General features: G+C 62.6%; 16 protein-coding genes. 7 read left to right on the forward strand and 9 right to left on the reverse strand.

Annotated features, from left to right (window positions below):
- The first annotated feature begins 47 nt into the window (after positions 1-47).
- Positions 48-1,244 carry a CmlA/FloR family chloramphenicol efflux MFS transporter gene (cml, locus tag NKK51_RS09270; protein WP_352552405.1) on the forward strand — a complete coding sequence of 399 codons (1,197 nt, stop codon included), beginning with the start codon at positions 48-50 and terminating at the stop codon, positions 1,242-1,244.
- Positions 1,245-1,293: 49 nt separating this feature from the next.
- Here the strand turns inward: cml and NKK51_RS09275 are convergent, their stop codons facing one another.
- The gene (locus tag NKK51_RS09275) at positions 1,294-2,187 is read right to left on the reverse strand and encodes a LysR family transcriptional regulator (RefSeq protein ID WP_352552407.1); all 894 of its coding nucleotides are present in this window, start codon (positions 2,185-2,187) and stop codon (positions 1,294-1,296) included.
- Positions 2,188-2,315: 128 nt separating this feature from the next.
- Here NKK51_RS09275 and NKK51_RS09280 point away from each other — a divergent pair, with 128 nt between their 5' ends.
- Positions 2,316-3,788, forward strand: a complete 1,473-nt coding sequence (locus tag NKK51_RS09280; protein WP_352552408.1) for an MFS transporter — start codon at positions 2,316-2,318, stop codon at positions 3,786-3,788.
- A 25-nt stretch (positions 3,789-3,813) separates the two neighbouring features.
- Here NKK51_RS09280 and NKK51_RS09285 read toward each other — a convergent pair whose 3' ends face one another.
- The 3 genes from NKK51_RS09285 to NKK51_RS09295 all read right to left on the reverse strand — a co-directional run bounded on the left by NKK51_RS09285 (position 3,814) and on the right by NKK51_RS09295 (position 6,339).
- Entirely contained in the window at positions 3,814-4,311 is a 498-nt protein-coding gene (locus NKK51_RS09285; protein ID WP_128303993.1) for a MaoC family dehydratase, read from the reverse strand.
- A gap of 192 nt (positions 4,312-4,503) precedes the next feature.
- The gene (locus NKK51_RS09290; RefSeq protein ID WP_352552410.1) at positions 4,504-4,932 is read right to left on the reverse strand and encodes a phasin family protein; all 429 of its coding nucleotides are present in this window, start codon (positions 4,930-4,932) and stop codon (positions 4,504-4,506) included.
- 111 nt (positions 4,933-5,043) lie between these two features.
- Positions 5,044-6,339 carry a DUF445 domain-containing protein gene (locus NKK51_RS09295; protein ID WP_352552412.1) on the reverse strand — a complete coding sequence of 432 codons (1,296 nt, stop codon included), beginning with the start codon at positions 6,337-6,339 and terminating at the stop codon, positions 5,044-5,046.
- A gap of 276 nt (positions 6,340-6,615) precedes the next feature.
- Between NKK51_RS09295 and rirA the strand changes: the two genes are divergently transcribed.
- Positions 6,616-7,080, forward strand: a complete 465-nt coding sequence (gene rirA / locus NKK51_RS09300) for an iron-responsive transcriptional regulator RirA (protein ID WP_013531245.1) — start codon at positions 6,616-6,618, stop codon at positions 7,078-7,080.
- A 114-nt stretch (positions 7,081-7,194) separates the two neighbouring features.
- Here the strand turns inward: rirA and NKK51_RS09305 are convergent, their stop codons facing one another.
- The 5 genes from NKK51_RS09305 to hemP all read right to left on the reverse strand — a co-directional run bounded on the left by NKK51_RS09305 (position 7,195) and on the right by hemP (position 11,413).
- Entirely contained in the window at positions 7,195-7,986 is a 792-nt protein-coding gene (locus NKK51_RS09305) for a heme ABC transporter ATP-binding protein (RefSeq protein ID WP_352552414.1), read from the reverse strand.
- A 6-nt stretch (positions 7,987-7,992) separates the two neighbouring features.
- Positions 7,993-9,090 (reverse strand): FecCD family ABC transporter permease, encoded by a 1,098-nt coding sequence (locus tag NKK51_RS09310; RefSeq protein ID WP_352552416.1) that lies wholly within the window; start codon positions 9,088-9,090, stop codon positions 7,993-7,995.
- 11 nt (positions 9,091-9,101) lie between these two features.
- Positions 9,102-10,010: a heme/hemin ABC transporter substrate-binding protein gene (locus NKK51_RS09315; protein WP_352552418.1), complete on the reverse strand. Its 909-nt coding sequence runs from the start codon at positions 10,008-10,010 to the stop codon at positions 9,102-9,104.
- A gap of 10 nt (positions 10,011-10,020) precedes the next feature.
- A complete protein-coding gene (locus tag NKK51_RS09320) occupies positions 10,021-11,082 on the reverse strand; it encodes a hemin-degrading factor (protein ID WP_352552420.1) in 1,062 nt (353 codons plus the stop codon).
- A gap of 124 nt (positions 11,083-11,206) precedes the next feature.
- On the reverse strand, positions 11,207-11,413 hold the full coding sequence (gene hemP / locus NKK51_RS09325; RefSeq protein WP_063172343.1) for a hemin uptake protein HemP: 207 nt from the start codon (positions 11,411-11,413) through the stop codon (positions 11,207-11,209).
- Positions 11,414-11,604: 191 nt separating this feature from the next.
- On the opposite strand from hemP, the gene NKK51_RS09330 reads away from it, so the two are divergent.
- The 4 genes from NKK51_RS09330 to hmuQ are packed head-to-tail and all read left to right on the forward strand — an operon-like array spanning position 11,605 to position 15,732.
- Positions 11,605-13,803 carry a TonB-dependent hemoglobin/transferrin/lactoferrin family receptor gene (locus tag NKK51_RS09330; protein WP_352552541.1) on the forward strand — a complete coding sequence of 733 codons (2,199 nt, stop codon included), beginning with the start codon at positions 11,605-11,607 and terminating at the stop codon, positions 13,801-13,803.
- 5 nt (positions 13,804-13,808) lie between these two features.
- Complete coding sequence (locus NKK51_RS09335; RefSeq protein WP_023812248.1) at positions 13,809-14,252, forward strand: hypothetical protein; 444 nt, start codon at positions 13,809-13,811, stop codon at positions 14,250-14,252.
- Between the two features lies 1 nt (position 14,253).
- Positions 14,254-15,357 carry an energy transducer TonB gene (locus NKK51_RS09340; RefSeq protein ID WP_352552421.1) on the forward strand — a complete coding sequence of 368 codons (1,104 nt, stop codon included), beginning with the start codon at positions 14,254-14,256 and terminating at the stop codon, positions 15,355-15,357.
- 60 nt (positions 15,358-15,417) lie between these two features.
- A complete protein-coding gene (gene hmuQ, locus NKK51_RS09345) occupies positions 15,418-15,732 on the forward strand; it encodes a heme-degrading protein HmuQ (protein WP_023812250.1) in 315 nt (104 codons plus the stop codon).
- Positions 15,733-15,734: the final 2 nt, after the last annotated feature.

The following is a 15,734-nucleotide window of genomic DNA, read 5'->3' on the forward strand; positions in this document are numbered from 1 at the left end:
AACGGCAGATCGCCGCCAAATGTAGCCATTTGAGCGGATGTTCAATCATGCCTTGTCCAAAAAACCCGACATGGACCACTTCCCTGCCAGCAGCCATGGTGCTGATGGCGCCCTTCGACATCCTGGCCTCGCTGGCCATGGATATCTACCTCCCGATCGTCCCGGCGATGCCGGGAATCCTCAAGACATCGCCTAATGTCATCCAGCTGACGCTGAGCCTCTACATGATCTGTCTTGGACTCGGCCAAATCGTCTTCGGCCCGATTTCCGACAGGATCGGCAGGCGTCCGGTGCTGATCGGCGGCGCGCTGCTGTTTGCAGGCGCATCCGTCCTGCTCGCCTGCACCTCGCTGGCCATGGTGTTCGTCGCCTTGCGGGTCGTGCAGGCCATCGGTGCATCCGCCGTTCTCGTTGCGACCTTTGCAACGGTTCGCGACGTCTATGCGCAAAGGCCCGAAAGTGCCGTCATCTACGGCCTGTTCAGTTCGATGCTGGCCTTCGTGCCGGCGTTGGGGCCGATTGCCGGTGCATTGATCGCCGACAATCTCGGCTGGCGCGCGATCTTCCTGACGCTCGGCGGTCTGGCGGTAGCCGCCACCCTCAATGCATGGCCGAGATGGCATGAAACACGCCCGTTGAATGCCGATATTAGGCCAATGGCGTTTCGCCCCATTCTCTCCAGCTTTGCCTTCTGGGCGTATACGCTCGGCTTGAGTGCCGCCATGGGCGCCTTCTTCGTGTTCTTTTCGACGGCGCCGCGGGTGCTCATGGATCGTGCTGGCTTTTCGCAGTTCGGCTTCAGCCTGGCCTTCGCCACCGCGGCGCTGGTGATGATCGCGACCACCCGCTTCGCCAAAAAGTTCATTGCACGTTGGGGCATCGCGGGCAGTGCTATCAGAGGCATGGCGATGTTGCTGCTCGGCGCGGCTCTGCTGGCGGCCGGGCAACTGTTCGCGGCGCCGTCCTTCGAGACATTCGTCGGCCCGATGTGGATCATTGCCGTGGGCATCGTCTTCACTGTTTCGGTCACCGCGAACGGCGCACTCGAGGCCTTCGGCGATGTCGCGGGAACCGCCGTCGCGCTCTACTTCTGCATCCAGAGTCTTGTCGTCGGCACCCTCGGCACGCTGTTCGTCATCGTGCTCGGCGGAGACACGGCGTGGCCATTGGTGGGCTACTGTTCGGTCATGGCGACGCTCACACTGAGCGCGCTGAGATATTTGCGAAAACGCCAAACCGAATAAACGGGACGGATGAGAAGCCTGGGCGATTGGCGCAGGCTTCTCATCGTTGTCAGCGAGACGCCGCGCAGATCTCCCGCACGCAGTCGCGCAGCCAGCGTTGCGCCGGATCGGCATCCAGGCGCGGGTGCCACAGCATGGAGATGGTGACCCCAGCCGTGGCAACAGGCAGGGCAAAACTGTGCATGCCGACGCGTGCGCCCTCGGTGTGCCGCTCCGGAACGCTGGCGATCAGGTCTGATGTGCGGGCCATGGCAAGGGCTGCCGAGAACCCGGACACCATGCACACGATTGTCCGCTGCAGCCCGAGCCGGTTCAAAGCCTCGTCGATCGGCCCTTTCTCGCGGCCACGCCGTGAAACGCTGATGTGCCCGCCTGCGGCATAGCGCTCTGGCGTCACCGCGCCCTCGCTCAACGGATGGCCCATTCGCACGGCGCCGATGAAGCAGTCGCGAAGCAATGCCTGGATGCGCACCTCCGGTCCGGTCTCGCCAGCGACGCCTATGTCCAGGTCGATCGCCGCATCGCGCAGCGACATGACGTCTCTATCGGACTTCGGTGCAAAGCGGAGCCGCACGCCGGGCGCATCGGCCTGGATGCGGGCAACGAGACGAGGTGCGAATTCTTCGACGAAGCTCTCATTGGTGCGCAGCGTAAAGACCCTGTCCAGGCTCCGGAGATCGAGCAAGGTGGCAGGACGCAGCAGCGCCTCCGCATCCTGGAGGACACGACCAGCCTGTCGTCGCAGTTCTTCCGCACGCGGCGTCGCCACCAGGCCTCGACCGGCGCGAACCAGCAGCGGATCGCCCGTCGCCTCGCGCAGCCGCGCCAGCGTCCGGCTCATCGCCGAGGGGCTGAGGCGCAGGCGGCTGGCGGCACGCGCAACGCTGCCTTCGGTCAGCAGGACGTCGAGAGCGAACAGTAAGTTGAGATCGGGTGATGTCATCGGCAGATCATGGCATGATATGGCGCCAAACGCACGAATAAGATGCAAATGCTGCGCCTTCCGCCACATTGGCCAAGGAACTAGATCTCCAGCAGTTCCGGTTGTGGGACTGATGGAAGGAGATCGCCGTGGCAATCGCTGAGCAAAATCGAAATGAGTACGTGTCGGCGCAGCCACAAACCCAATCTGCCCGCTGGGCGCTGGCAAGCCTGTCGCTCGCCACGCTGCTGTCGTCGTTGGGAACCAGCATTGCCAGCGTCGGGCTACCGTCGCTGATGCAGGATTTCGACGCGACGTTCCAGTCCGTGCAATGGGTGGTTCTGGCCTATCTGCTCGCCATCACCACACTGATCGTCAGCGCCGGACGGCTGGCCGACATGTTCGGGCGCAGGCCGTTGCTGCTTGGCGGTATCGCGCTGTTCACATCGGCATCGGTGCTCTGCGGCCTGGCGCGGACGCTGTGGCTGCTGATTGCCGCACGCGCCGTGCAGGGACTTGGCGCGGCGCTGATGATGGCGCTGACGCTGGCCTTTGTCGCCGAAACCGTGACCAAAGACAGAATTGGCAGCGCCATGGGCCTGCTCGGCGCCATGTCCGCGATCGGCACGACACTTGGCCCTTCGCTCGGCGGCCTTTTGATCGCCGGCTTCGGCTGGCGAGCGATCTTCCTCGTCAATGTCCCGCTGGGTGTGCTCACCTTCGCTCTCGCCTGGCGTGCCCTGCCGGCACACAGCAAGACAGGGCAGCAGGTCGACCGAGGCACGTTCGATGTCGTGGGCACCGCCTTGCTGGCCTTGACGCTGGCCGCCTATGCACTGGCCATGACGTTTGGCCGAGGCAATTTCGGCGCACTCAACATCAGCCTGCTGATAGCTGCCGGCATCGGCGTTCTTCTGTTCGCCGCCGTGCAGGCGAGGGTGAACAACCCCTTGATCCGGCTTGCCAGCTTCCGCGACCTCCAACTGAGCGCCAGTCTCGCCATGAGCCTCGTCGTCGCCACGGTGATGATGGCGACCCTGGTGGTGGCCCCGTTCTATCTTTCGCGAGGACTTGGGCTAGATGCCGCAATGGTCGGCCTCGTGCTGTCGACCGGCCCGCTTGTCTCGGCTCTATCGGCGCTGGTCGCCGGACGCCTGACCGATCATTTCGGCGCCCACAGGATGATGGTTGCCGGCCTGATAAGCCTCGCGACAGGCACGTTCCTGCTGTCGCTCGCCGTGATCAGATTCGGCATTGCCGGCTATGTCGTTGCGATCACCGTCACCTGCATCGGCTATGCCCTGTTCCAGACATCCAACAATGCAGCCGTCATGACCGGTGTCGGCGCCGGCCAGCGCGGCGTCGTTTCCGGCCTGCTCAACCTTTCGCGCAACCTCGGGCTGATCACCGGCGCCTCGTTGATGGGCGCCATATTCGCCGTCGCATCGGCCAAAGGGCAGGAAGGCATTGGACTTCTGAGTTCCGAGGCCGCAGCACGGGGAATGCAGGTCACATTTCAGACGGCCACGGTGCTGGCGCTGGCTGCACTGTTCCTCGCACTGCTCTCGGCCCGCGCCGAGTTCAAGCGGCAGAGGCTGGTGGAAGTATCACAAGACCTCTGATTTTGCGCTCCAGGTGAACAGCCTCTCACGCCCCTGCCCGCTTGCGGCGTTCATAAAGCATGACCAGCGTTTCGGCCATCAAAGCAGGCTTTTCCTCGCCTTCGATCTCGACCGTGTTGGCGGCCTTCATCAGATACTGGCCGGGGCCCCTGTCCTCCATGGACAGCAGCGTGATGCGCAGTCTGATGCGGGCACCGACCTTGACCGGTGCCAGGAAGCGTACCTTGTCGAAGCCATAATTGAAGGCGGCCTGCGTACTCTCGGGCACGATGCCCATGCCGAGCGCCAGCGCGCCGATGATCGACAGCGTCAGATAGCCATGCGCGATCGTCGTGCGGAACGGGCTTTGCCGCCGCGCCCTTTCAGGGTCGACATGAATCCATTGATGGTCGCCGGTGCATTCAGCGAACTGGTCGATGCGGTTCTGGTCGACCGTCGTCCACTCCGACACGCCGAGTTCCAGCCCGGCCATCGTCCTCAACTGCTCGTAGGTAGGCGGCGTTTTAGGCCGTATTTCGTTCATTCCTGGTTTCCCGATCGCTTCCAGAGCCTCCGGACCACGAACTGACGGCCTCTGTCAATTCGCTCTGCGCGAATCCGTTCCGTCGATTTCGGCCGCAATCGTGCCACGCCGCCGGCGCAGTCGCAGGTCAAATCGGGCTTTCCGGGCTTCAGGGCGCTGCCGGCAGCAATGAGCCGGCCCCGGCCACATCCGCTACTTCTTCTCGTAGCCGGCGCGGATTTCCTCCATCGCCTCCTTGATGCGGGTGCGCAGGATGTCGACCGATTCGGCGCCGGATTTCTTGACCAGTTCAGCCACTTCGCCCGCATTCTTCAATGCGACTTCGAAAGACTTTCTGGCAAACTCCGTCTGTTTGGCCATCAGTTCCTGCGGATTGCCCGGCGCCCTGTAGCTTTGCGCGATATCGGTGACCTCGCGCAGCGTATCCTGCAGCATCTCGCGCTGCCGGGACAACAGCGAGGTGGCGCCGGCGGCACCGGCTCGTGCCGATTTCTCCAGCGCTTCGATGTTCTTGCGATGATGGGCGAGGATCGCCTCGACATCGACATTCGGCACCTTCAGGTCGCGGCCGAACCTGCCGAACATGTCCACGAAGGAATCGGATTCCGGTTGTTTTGCCATGCTCGTCTGCTCCCCTTTGCCGCGGATGCGGGCAACCTCGGATGGAGAATAACACTCGCATTCCGTGAGTCCATTCGGACGCGGTGGAATGAGCACCAGCCTCACCGCGCATCAATTCACGAGGAACACCCGCTCGACCACATAGAGCACGACACCGGCGAGGCCGCCGATGATCATGCCGTTGAAGCGGATGTATTGCAGGTCCCTGCCGATGTTCATCTCGATCAGCCGCGTCAGCTGCGCCAGGTCCCAGCGTTTGACCTGGTCGGCGATGAATGTCGACACGCCGGCTTTCTGGCTCTCCACGAACGACGCCAGTGCCACCACGAACCCCTGGTTCATGTCGGCCCGGATCTGCGCATCGCTGGCAAGATGCCGCCCGACCTCGACGAACATGTCGGCAAGATGCGCGCGGATGACCGAATTCGGCGCCTTGGCGTCCTGCTCGATGAACTGGCTGAGGCTTGCCCACATGTCGCCGGCCAGTCCCCTGACTTCCGGCCGGGCCAGGAAATCGCGCTTCAGCTTCTCGGCACGTTTGGCATATTGCTTCGATGTCCTCAGCTTTTCGATGAAGCCTTGAGCGAAATGGTCGAATTCAGCGCGCATCGGGTGATCGGGATCGGCCCTCACCTCGTCGAGCAGCGAACCGGCCGAGGCGACGATCTTCTTCAGGAGATAGGCGTCGGCGCGGAACAGGTTGAACAGCGACGGCAGTTCCTCGCGGATCTTTTCGCGCATCGTCGCCAGCGCCTGTTCGTCATTGAGGAACCTGCCGATCACCTTGGTGAACTCGTCGAACAGTTTCTGGTGGCGGCGATCGTCGGTAAGCGCGGAGAGCAGCTCGGCGGCCAGCGGCGCCAGCGGCACCTTTTCGACCTGTTCGAGCATGCGGCTGGTGACGAAGCCACGCAGGCCGGATTGCTCTACGGCGGCCAGGGTCTGCGGCACCAGTCGCACGACGAAGCGCGACAGGCCGGCGGCGCGCTCGGTATCGGCCAGCCAATCGGCGACCAGCGCCGAAAAATCGACCTCGGCGAGCTTTTCACGCACCGGTTCAGGCGCCAGGAAGTTGACCTCGATGAAGCGGCCGAGATTGTCGGCGATGCGGTTCTGGTTCTCGGGGATAATGGCGGTGTGCGGGATCGGCAGCCCCAGAGGTCGCCTGAACAGCGCCACGACCGCGTACCAGTCGGCGAGGCCGCCGATGGTCGCCGCCTCGGCAAAGGCAGCGACGAAGCCGAGCCACGGATGGACGTACTCGAATGACTTGGCGAGCGCAAACACCAGCACGCAAAGCGCCAGTGCGGCCGCCGCGACGAATTTTGTCCGCCGCAACGCGGAAAGCTTGGCATCCGCTTCGGCATCGAAACGGACAGGCGCCAGGGACGAAGCTGATTGTGACATGGGTGAGCCGCTCCTCGTCGATCTCAGGCTATTTAGTGGTTTGACAGCCAAAATACCCGCGACAGCCGGTTTCGCGCCGAATCTTGCTCGGGCGCGCACACAAAGTTGAGGAGAAAATTCAGCTATCGCGCGAAGCTAGTCTGGAATTATTCCAAGGTATAGGCCATATTCCGCCGAGGCCAATGCGGCGAATCCGGAATTTCGGGTCAAAGCCGCATCAGCAAAAATTTCCAGATCTGGCGTGGTTGCACCGCACCAGTGCCTTGTGAGGACAAAATGCGGCTTACGCGCCAGACCAACTATGCCATGCGCATCTTGATGTATTGCGCGGCCAATGACGACCGTTTGAGCCGCATCCCCGAGATCGCGGCCGCCTATTCGGTGTCGGAACTTTTCCTGTTCAAGATCCTGCAGCCGCTGGTCGAGCACGGCCTTGTCCAGACCGTGCGTGGCAGGAATGGCGGCGTCAAGCTTGGCCGTGCTGCCGAAGCCATCAGCCTGTTCGATGTCGTGCGCGTGACGGAAGAGAGCTTCGCTATGGCTGAGTGTTTCGAGAACGACGCCGCCGAATGCCCGCTTGTCGACAGCTGTGCGCTGAACTCGGCGTTGCGCGAGGCGCTGAACGCGTTCTTCGCGGTGCTCGCCCGCTACACGATCGCCGATCTGGTGGCGGCGCGGCCGAATGTGCGCAACCTGCTCGGCATCGACATGCTGATGGAGCGCCGCGCCCCGGCTGCCTGAGCGTCTTCTCCCCATTCTACGGGGAGAAATGCCTGGCAGGGCAATGAGGGGCGGCGCCGACTTCCACAATTGGCGCGCCCACAATTGGCGCGCAATGCCGGCCTCACCTGAATATCAACCGACCGAAGATTGCGGCAGCACGAACGGCATGTTCCCCGCCGGCAGGACGCCGACTTTTAGCCGGCAGTCGAAAACCTTCTCGATCAGGTCATCGCTCAGCACATCCCGCGGCGACCCGGTGGCGGCTAGCCTGCCGCGGTGCATGACGAAGATCCGGTCGGCATACATGGCCGTCAGATTGAGGTCGTGCAGGATGGCGACCACGCCGCCGCCCCTTCTGGCGAAGTCGCGGGCAATGTTCATGATGATCAGCTGGTGCTTGATGTCGAGACTGGAAACCGGCTCGTCTAGGAACAGAAAGCGCGGCTTGCCGTCGAGCACTGGCGCCCAGACCTGGCACAGCACGCGCGCGAGCTGGACGCGCTGCTGCTCGCCGCCGGAAAGCTCCTGGTAGAAACGGCCGGCAAAGCCGTCGAGATCGACACGCGCCAATGCCCGTTCCGGCAGCCGCGAATCCTCGCCCGGCAAGACGCCTGAGCGGCCGCCGACAAGGCCAAGCTTGACCACTTCCCGCACGGTGAACGGGAACGACAGCGTCGTCGCCTGCGGCAGCACAGCGCGATGGACGGCCACCTCGACCGGCTTCATCGTCGAGAGATCTCGGCCGTTGAGGGCAACGCGCCCGGTATAGGCGAGTTCGCCGGAGAGCGCTTTGAGGAAGGTCGTCTTGCCCGAACCATTGGGGCCGACGATGGCGGCGATCTCGCCGGGCCGCGCGTGGAAATCGATACCGCTGACGATAGGCTTGCCGGCGATATCAACCGAAACATCCTTGGCCTCGATCATCAAGCCTCACAAATCAACCACGCCGCGCTTGCGCAGCAGGATCCAAAGGAAAAACGGCGCGCCCGCTATCGCGGTGACGATACCTATCGGCAGTTCGGCCGGCGCAACGATGGTGCGTGCGACCGCATCGGCCAGAAGCAGCAGCGAGGCACCGAGCAGCGCCGACGCCGGCAGCAGATAGCGATTGTCCGGACCAATCAGCAGGCGCAGCAGATGCGGCACCACGATGCCGACAAAGCCGATGCCGCCGCTAACGGCGACGGACGCTCCGACCGCGGCGGAGACGCCGATGATGGCCGTGTATTTCAGCCGCTGCACCGGAATGCCGAGATGGCCGGCGGTCGCCTCGCCCAGCGCAAGCGCGTTGAGGCCGCGTGCCAGGAACGGCATCGCCGCCAGCGCCAGCACAATGATCGGCCCTACCGACGCGATCTTCGCCCAAGTCGCGCCACCGAGCGATCCGAGTTGCCAGAAGGTCAGGTCGCGCAACTGGCGATCGTCGGCCATGAAGATGAGGATGCCGGTCAGCGCCATGGCGAGCGCCGCCAGCGCGATGCCGGCGAGCAGCATTGTGGCAACCGAGGTTTGCCCTCGCCGCGTCGCTACCTGATAAAGCACCAGCGTGGTAGCGAGCCCGCCACAGAAGGCCGCCAGCGGCAGGGCAAATGTGCCAAGCAAGGCTGTCACCGGAGCCAATATCGTCGCGCCGAGCACGATGACGGCAACCGCGCCGAGGCTGGAGCCGGCCGAGACGCCGATCAGGCCGGGGTCCGCCAGCGGATTGCGGAACAGCCCCTGCATGACCGCGCCGGAGACCGCGAGCGCCGCGCCGACCAGCATGCCGAGGATGATACGCGGCAGGCGGATGTCGTAGACGATCAGGCTATCGCGGGCGCTCAACGCGACGTTGTCAGGCACTGTGCCGAACAGCCAGTCGCCAATGACGTTGACGGCCGATGCGTCCGACGCTCCTGATGTCAGCGACAGAAAAATGGCAGCCGCCAGCCCCAGGCACAGCAGAAGGATCACAATGCGGGCGCGGCCCGACCGGTCGCCTTCGGATACGCTTGCCATCACCGGGCCGGCGATCGATTGATCGACCATGATCCGCCCGTTCAGTCCGTGACCTGCCCGCCATAAAGCGAGACAGCGAGGTCGTGGATAGCATCGGCCGTGCGTGGCCCGAAGCCGAGCAGATAGGCACCGTCGATGCGGATCAGCTTGCGCGCCGTTCCGGCCGGCGTCGAGGCGATCGACGGATTGCCGAACAGTTCGTCGTCCGACACCGGAGGCCCGGCATTGCTCATCATCAGGATCACGTCCGGTCTGGCGGTTATGATCGCCTCGTCGGACATTTGCTTGTAGCCGGAAAAGCCCTGGACCGCGTTGACGCCGCCAGCCAGCTTGACCATACCGTCGGCCGCGGTCTCGCTGCCGGCCGCCAGGATCTTGCCGCCCTGTATCGACAGCACGAACAGGATGCGCTTGCGTTCCTTGATCGACGCCGTCTGCTTCTCGGCTGCCGTGAGCTTGGCATCGAGCTCCCCGGCGAGCACCTCGGCCTTGGCGTCGACGCCGAGCGCCTTGCCGACGATACGGACCTTTTCGAGGATGCCTTCGTGGCTATAGTGCTCGGGCACTTCGATGAAAGGAACGCTCGTCTTCTTCAAGACATCGACGGCTTCCTTGGGACCGCTGCCATGCAGCGCCAGGATGCCGGTCGGGTTAACCGACAGCACCCCCTCCGGCGACAGCGCGCGCATGTAGCCGACATCGGGCAGCTCAAGCGCCGCCTTTGGGTACCGGCTGGTGGAATCGCGAGCCACCAGATGCTTTTCCTCGCCGAGCGCATAGACGATCTCGGTGATCGAGCCGCCAACGGCCACGATTTTCGAAGGATCGGCAAACACGGCCGTGCCTTCCATGGCGCTGGCGGATTGCAGTGCGATAACAGCTATGGAGAGACCGATCACCGGCCCGAAAATAGATCCGCGCACGGTCGACAATCTTGGGAAAAAACGCATCGCATTTTCCTCAGGCTGCGGTCGGGCTTGGGATGCGCGGCAGGTTTTCCGCCAGGAAGCGCCAGTCGTCCCGCTCGCTTTCGCCTTCATGACGCTTGCCGAAGAACTGGATGAACATCTTGCCGTCGGCGTCATAGACCTCAAGCGAGGTGACATGACCGTCCTTGGTCGGCTTGCGCACCGCCCAGACCTCCTGGATGTGGTCGGTCCGCAAATGCAGGTGGAAGGTTTCGTCCAGCACGTTGATCCATGGCCCCATCGGCTTGATCGACTTGATCGGACCGGAATGGATCTGGATGCAGCCGCGGTTTCCCACAAAGCACATGATCGGCATCTCGCCCTCCGCGGCGTGATGCAACATGGCGCGGACGGCATCATTGTCGAGCTGCCAGGCATAGTCTTGCCCGACCAGGCGCACCGCTTGCCGGCGGCTCAGCTTCAGCGTCTTCAGCATACCGAAGAACTGGTGCACATCGGTCAGCCGGCTCCAGCGGTCTCGCAGATCGTCGAGATTGGCGGCCGTTTCGTCGCCATGGATCTCGTCATCGGGGAGTGGTCCTGAAATGTCGACCGTCGGCTCCTGATTGGACGATTCGAGCGCGGCAACCAGTTTCTGATAGGCATAGAGGCTGGAGGCCGGACGCAGATGCACCTTGTGCACGGCCTCGCCCGCCGCATCGAAAAACTGCAGGCTGCGGCGGATTTGGTCGCCGTCTCGCTTCTCGACGGCAAAGCCGTGTGCCCAGACCTTCGGGAAGATGCGCAGGTCGATGTTTTCGCCAAGCACCATGGCATTGTGGTTGCCGGTGACGACCTTGTCATAGACGCCGATCTTCTCGTGCACCGCGCTCTCATTGCGGGTCAGCGCCATGACCTCGCCGACGGCCTCGAGGCCGGTCAGAAGATCGTTGACGCGCGGCTCGACGCGCACGACGCCGTCGCCGCAATGCGCGGCGACCAGTTCGGCTTCCGAAATGCCGAGCTGGGCAGCCAGATCACGCTCGCGCGTCTTCGGATTGTCTGTCCGTGCCCGCCGGATTTCATGCGGGGCGGGTTTTACGCGCTGGTCCATATTTCGTTCCTGCTGCCTAGAGCAATTCCAGGAAAAGTGTGAAACGGTTTTCCGTCCGGAATTGCGTTAAAACAAAGAGATAGAGTGGTTCGGGGTTTCCGTGAAACGGTGAACCGCTCTAGCCTTACTTGTTGAGGATGAGCTTGCCCTGACGGGTGATCTTCAGCCGGTAGAGCGCACCGTGATGCTCGATGCCTATCTCGTGCTCGCCCTGGAACAGGGTGTTGCTGGAAAGGGTTCGTACCGCCAGCGGAACCCGGTCGAAACGGGGGGAGGCATCGTCGGAACGGCGGACGCGATAGCGAAAATCGTTGGGATTGTGGGTGTTCATCTGGATCGATCCCTTTCCTGTGCCGGGCGTCTGGCTAGGCGTTGCGTAATCCGATTCATTTCTTGACTTGAATAATCATGTTTATTAGTCAGTGCAATACCGGATCAGTGACTCAACATTTAAGACGCCGGAGACGATCAAAAATGCCAGCCAGCCCCGGGGCCAGCCAGCACGAAACCTGGAGTTGGGGCATGGGGTTGGTGATTTGGGAATGGCGTGGCCGGTCGGCGGCGAACGGTGCGGCGGCATTGCTGGCAAGCGTGGCGGCGATCGCCTTGTCGGCGCAGTTGGCCAACGCCCAGCAAGCGGCGCAGCCGACAGATCAAACGAAGAAGGCTGAAGAAGAAAACGCCGCACCAGCGGGAGCAACGCTGCTCGACAAGATCCTCGTCATCAGCCGCACCGGCGAGACGGCGATCGAATCGCTGGCCTCGGCCAGCCATCTCGACCAGGAACAGCTCGACCGCCGCATGGCGACGACGCCCAATGAGATGCTGCTGGGCGTGCCCGGTGTCGCGGCGCAGGCCGACGCCAGGCGCGTCAGCACCAGCATCAATATCCGCGGCTTGCAGGATTTCGGCCGCGTCGCGGTTATCGTCGACGGCGCACGGCAGAATTTCCAGCGCTCCGACCACGGCACGCAGTCGACCTTCTATATCGACCCGGAACTCGTCAAATCCGTCGACGTGATCCGTGGTCCTGTCGCCAACACCTACGGCTCGGGCGCCATCGGCGGCGTCGTCTTCTTCGATACCAAGGACGCCACGGACTTTCTCAAGCGGGACGAGACGTGGGCCGGTTCCGTCACGGGACGCTATGAGAGCAACGGCAAGGGCTGGACCACCAGCGCATCCGGCGCCTACCGCTTCAACGAGAACTGGGATGCGCTCGGCAACATAGTCTACCGCGACTACGACGACTACAAGGATGGCGGCGGTGACACCGTCAAGGGCACCGGCTTCGACGTGCTCAGTGGCCTGCTCAAGACCACCATCCGCCCGACCGACAACAGTGAACTGAAGCTCGGCTGGGTCGGCTCAAGCGACGGCTGGAACGAGATCAGCGGCGGCGTGCCCGTCAATGACGTCGACCTGAAGTCGAACACCTTCACCGCCCGCTACAACATTACGGATGAGGACAAGAGCTGGCTCGATCTCCATATCAACACCTCCTACAACAAGACCAATCTCGATCTGACCAGCCTCGTGCCTCTCAACCGGTTTGATCCGAGCACCGGCCTTCCAGTTGTTTTGCCGGCTGGCTCGACATCGACATTCGACATCGGCACGACCGGCATCGATATCTGGAACACATCCAGATACGAGACCGCGGGTATCGCGCACGAACTGACCTATGGCGGCGACTGGGCCGGCGATAACGTCAAGACTGGCGGCACGGCCGGCGGCGACAGTTTTTACACGCCCTCCGGTAAGCGGAACGTGTCAGGCGCCTATGTCCAGGACAAGCTCACCTGGGACTGGCTCGAAGTCATCGCCGGGCTGCGTTACGACAATTACAGCCTCAAGGATGACACACACGAAACGTCGGGGGACCGGTTGTCGCCGCGCATCACCGTCGGCGTCTCGCCTTTCGGCAGCGCCAGCCTTGCCGGCCTGCAATTCTACGGCACCTATGCGGAAGGATACCGGTCACCCTCCCTGTCGGAAACACTGATCAGCGGTCGCCATCCGGCGGGTGTCACCTTCCCGTTCCTGCCCAATCCCGATCTGCGGCCGGAAACCGGAAAGACCGTCGAATTCGGCGTCAACTACAAGCAGAATGACATCCTCGAAGCCGACGATGCGCTGCGCATCAAGGCAGCCTATTTCAACAACGATGTCGAAGACTACATCGATGGCGTTACCCTGTCGCGGTTTGACCCGACAGCCGGCTGCCCGAGCGGACCCGGTATCCCGATATGCTTCCAGTACCAGAATTTTGCCAAGGCCAAGATCGACGGCTTCGAACTTGAGGGCGTCTATGATGCGGGATGGGGCTATGCCGGGCTTTCGGCCTCAATCACCAATGGTCATACCATTTCCTACAGGGACGTTCGGGCCGATCTGCTGACCATCCCCTCATCCCAGGTCACCGCGCAGCTCGGCTTGCGCTTCCTCGAGGACAAGCTAACCGTGGGCGGCGAAGTGCAATACAATGGCAAGCCCAAGGGCAACCCGATCGCCGAGGACTACACGCTGGTCAATGCTTTTGCCAGCTACCAGGCGACGGACAATTTGAAGATTGATTTCCGCGCCGACAATCTGTTCGATGTCAAATACGCCAACCCGCTCAACCTGACCACGGCCGGCCAGCCGCCGCAGCCGGTCTTCGCGGCCTACGAGCCCGGCGTCACCCTGAAGCTGGCGGCGACGATGCGATTTGGAGGCTGATGACCATGACGAGCTTGATGACATCCCTTCGTCTGCTGACCTCGATGCTGGCGATGTCGCTTGCGATGGTTCCGGCGTGGGCACAAGAGTCCGCGCCGGTCCCCGCACTCACCCTAGAACTCAATGGTGCGCAACCTTCCGACAAGGGTTGCCGCCTGACGTTCGTGGTCAACAACAATCTCGGCGCCGACCTGTCCAAGGCTGCGTTCGAGATCGCCTTGTTCAACGAGGCAGGCGTCGTCGACCGGCTGACCGTGCTCGATTTCAAGGAATTGCCGGCGGGCAAGACCAAGGTGACGCGTTTCGATCTGGCCGGCACCGAGTGCTCGAAAGTCAGCCGCGTGCTGATCAACAGCGCGACCGAATGCACCGGTACCGGCGTCGAACCGAACGCCTGCATGCGCAAGCTGAAGACGGACACCAAGACCGGGATCGCTTTCGGAGTCTAAGGTGGGACTGCATCCCGCATTCCTGCAAAACAAAGCCGCGTGGCCAGCTGCCGGCGACTGCCGACTGCCGCTGCGAGCTAACGATCTTGATTTGACAATTCTGCTCTTGTCGCTGCAGGTCTCGCGGCGAGACATGCAGGATATCAGTCCCCTCCCCGAAGCCAGCGCCGAGCTGGCGATAGAGCCAACCGAGCCGCTCGCGCTACCGCGGCCATCGGCCTGGAACCGCAAGTGGACGGCGGCGATCGTCGTCTCCTGCCTGCTCCATGCCGCGGTGGCAGCGGCCTTTCTGATCTCCTCTACGGGGATCTCTAGTTTCCAAGGTGCCGAGCAGCCGGAAGGCAGTGATCAGTCGGGCACCAACGTGGTCGGCAGTGCGCTGGACAAGGACCCGACGACAATAAATGTTGCACTGGTGCCCAGCCCGCAACCGGCCAAACCACAGCCGGCAACGCCGCCCAAGCCGTCGCCGCCAACGGACCCTTCGCAACCCGCGAAGGACGCAGCAAAGCCGCTCAAGCCTTTGCCGGAACCTGCCAAACAGCAGACGGTGACGCCCGACATATTGGTGGCCGGCGCCCCTCGCCCCGATGACCAGAGCGTGGCTCCCAAGGCCGAAACGCCAGCGCAGCCGACCGTGCAGGCCGAGAGCGCCGAAGTGCCTGTCGCCGTTCCAGAGCAGCCACCGATCCCCAGCGCCAGGCCAACGTCGGCAGCTGCCCCTTCAAAGACGGCGGATGAGAAACGCGGCACGGCGAATGGCGAGGACCGGTCGGCGCAAGCAGCCAGCAAGGGCAAAAGGCAAAAAGAGGCAGGCACGGCCGCGGAAGACAACTACCGCGGCGATGTTTTTAGAAAACTCGGCAGCGTCAATCGCACCCTCCCGCCTTCCCTACAGCTGGCGGCACGCAACAATGCGGTTGTCACATTCGTCATAGGCAGGAAGGGCAACATAAACAAGTTGCGCATTCTGGAAACCTCAGGATCGGCGGCTTTCGATCAGGCAGCGCTTGGCATTGTCCGCAAGGCAGCCCCCTTCCCTCCGATTCCACCACAGGCAGCAAGCGCAAATTTGGAGTTCGAGACCGAAATCGGCCCATTTTGAATGTGCGCAGAACAAACGCTGCAGCCGCCAATCATCAACATCCGCACGAAAGGAACCGCCATGTACATCGCCATGAACCGCTTCAAGGTGCAGACCGGCTCGGAGAACGATTTCGAAGCCGTGTGGAAGAACCGCGATTCCAGCCTCGCTGAGATGAAGGGTTTTCGGGAATTCCACCTGCTGCGTGGCCCGGTCAACGAGACCGAAGGCTACACGCTGTTTGCGTCGCACACGGTGTGGGCGAGCCACGAGGATTTCATCGCCTGGACCAAGTCGGAGAATTTCCGCGCCGCCCATCGAAATGTCGGCACGACGAAGGTCCACTATCTCGGTCACCCCCAGTTCGAGGGTTTTTCGGTCGTCGAAGGCGCTTAAAT

Origin of the sequence: Mesorhizobium sp. M0011, assembly GCF_040324155.1 — a bacterium.
Taxonomy (GTDB): domain Bacteria; phylum Pseudomonadota; class Alphaproteobacteria; order Rhizobiales; family Rhizobiaceae; genus Mesorhizobium.

Bases quoted from the DNA above. Each gene is read 5' to 3' on its own strand.
- cml (WP_352552405.1), top strand. From the start codon at position 48: ATGCCTTGTCCAAAAAACCCGACATGGACCACTTCCCTGCCAGCAGCC.
- NKK51_RS09275 (WP_352552407.1), bottom strand. From the start codon at position 2,187: ATGACATCACCCGATCTCAACTTACTGTTCGCTCTCGACGTCCTGCTG.
- NKK51_RS09285 (WP_128303993.1), bottom strand. From the start codon at position 4,311: ATGAACGAAATACGGCCTAAAACGCCGCCTACCTACGAGCAGTTGAGG.
- NKK51_RS09290 (WP_352552410.1), bottom strand. From the start codon at position 4,932: ATGGCAAAACAACCGGAATCCGATTCCTTCGTGGACATGTTCGGCAGG.
- NKK51_RS09295 (WP_352552412.1), bottom strand. From the start codon at position 6,339: ATGTCACAATCAGCTTCGTCCCTGGCGCCTGTCCGTTTCGATGCCGAA.
- rirA (WP_013531245.1), top strand. From the start codon at position 6,616: ATGCGGCTTACGCGCCAGACCAACTATGCCATGCGCATCTTGATGTAT.
- NKK51_RS09305 (WP_352552414.1), bottom strand. From the start codon at position 7,986: ATGATCGAGGCCAAGGATGTTTCGGTTGATATCGCCGGCAAGCCTATC.
- NKK51_RS09310 (WP_352552416.1), bottom strand. From the start codon at position 9,090: ATGGTCGATCAATCGATCGCCGGCCCGGTGATGGCAAGCGTATCCGAA.
- NKK51_RS09315 (WP_352552418.1), bottom strand. From the start codon at position 10,010: ATGCGTTTTTTCCCAAGATTGTCGACCGTGCGCGGATCTATTTTCGGG.
- NKK51_RS09320 (WP_352552420.1), bottom strand. From the start codon at position 11,082: ATGGACCAGCGCGTAAAACCCGCCCCGCATGAAATCCGGCGGGCACGG.
- hemP (WP_063172343.1), bottom strand. From the start codon at position 11,413: ATGAACACCCACAATCCCAACGATTTTCGCTATCGCGTCCGCCGTTCC.
- NKK51_RS09330 (WP_352552541.1), top strand. From the start codon at position 11,605: ATGGGGTTGGTGATTTGGGAATGGCGTGGCCGGTCGGCGGCGAACGGT.
- NKK51_RS09335 (WP_023812248.1), top strand. From the start codon at position 13,809: ATGACGAGCTTGATGACATCCCTTCGTCTGCTGACCTCGATGCTGGCG.
- hmuQ (WP_023812250.1), top strand. From the start codon at position 15,418: ATGTACATCGCCATGAACCGCTTCAAGGTGCAGACCGGCTCGGAGAAC.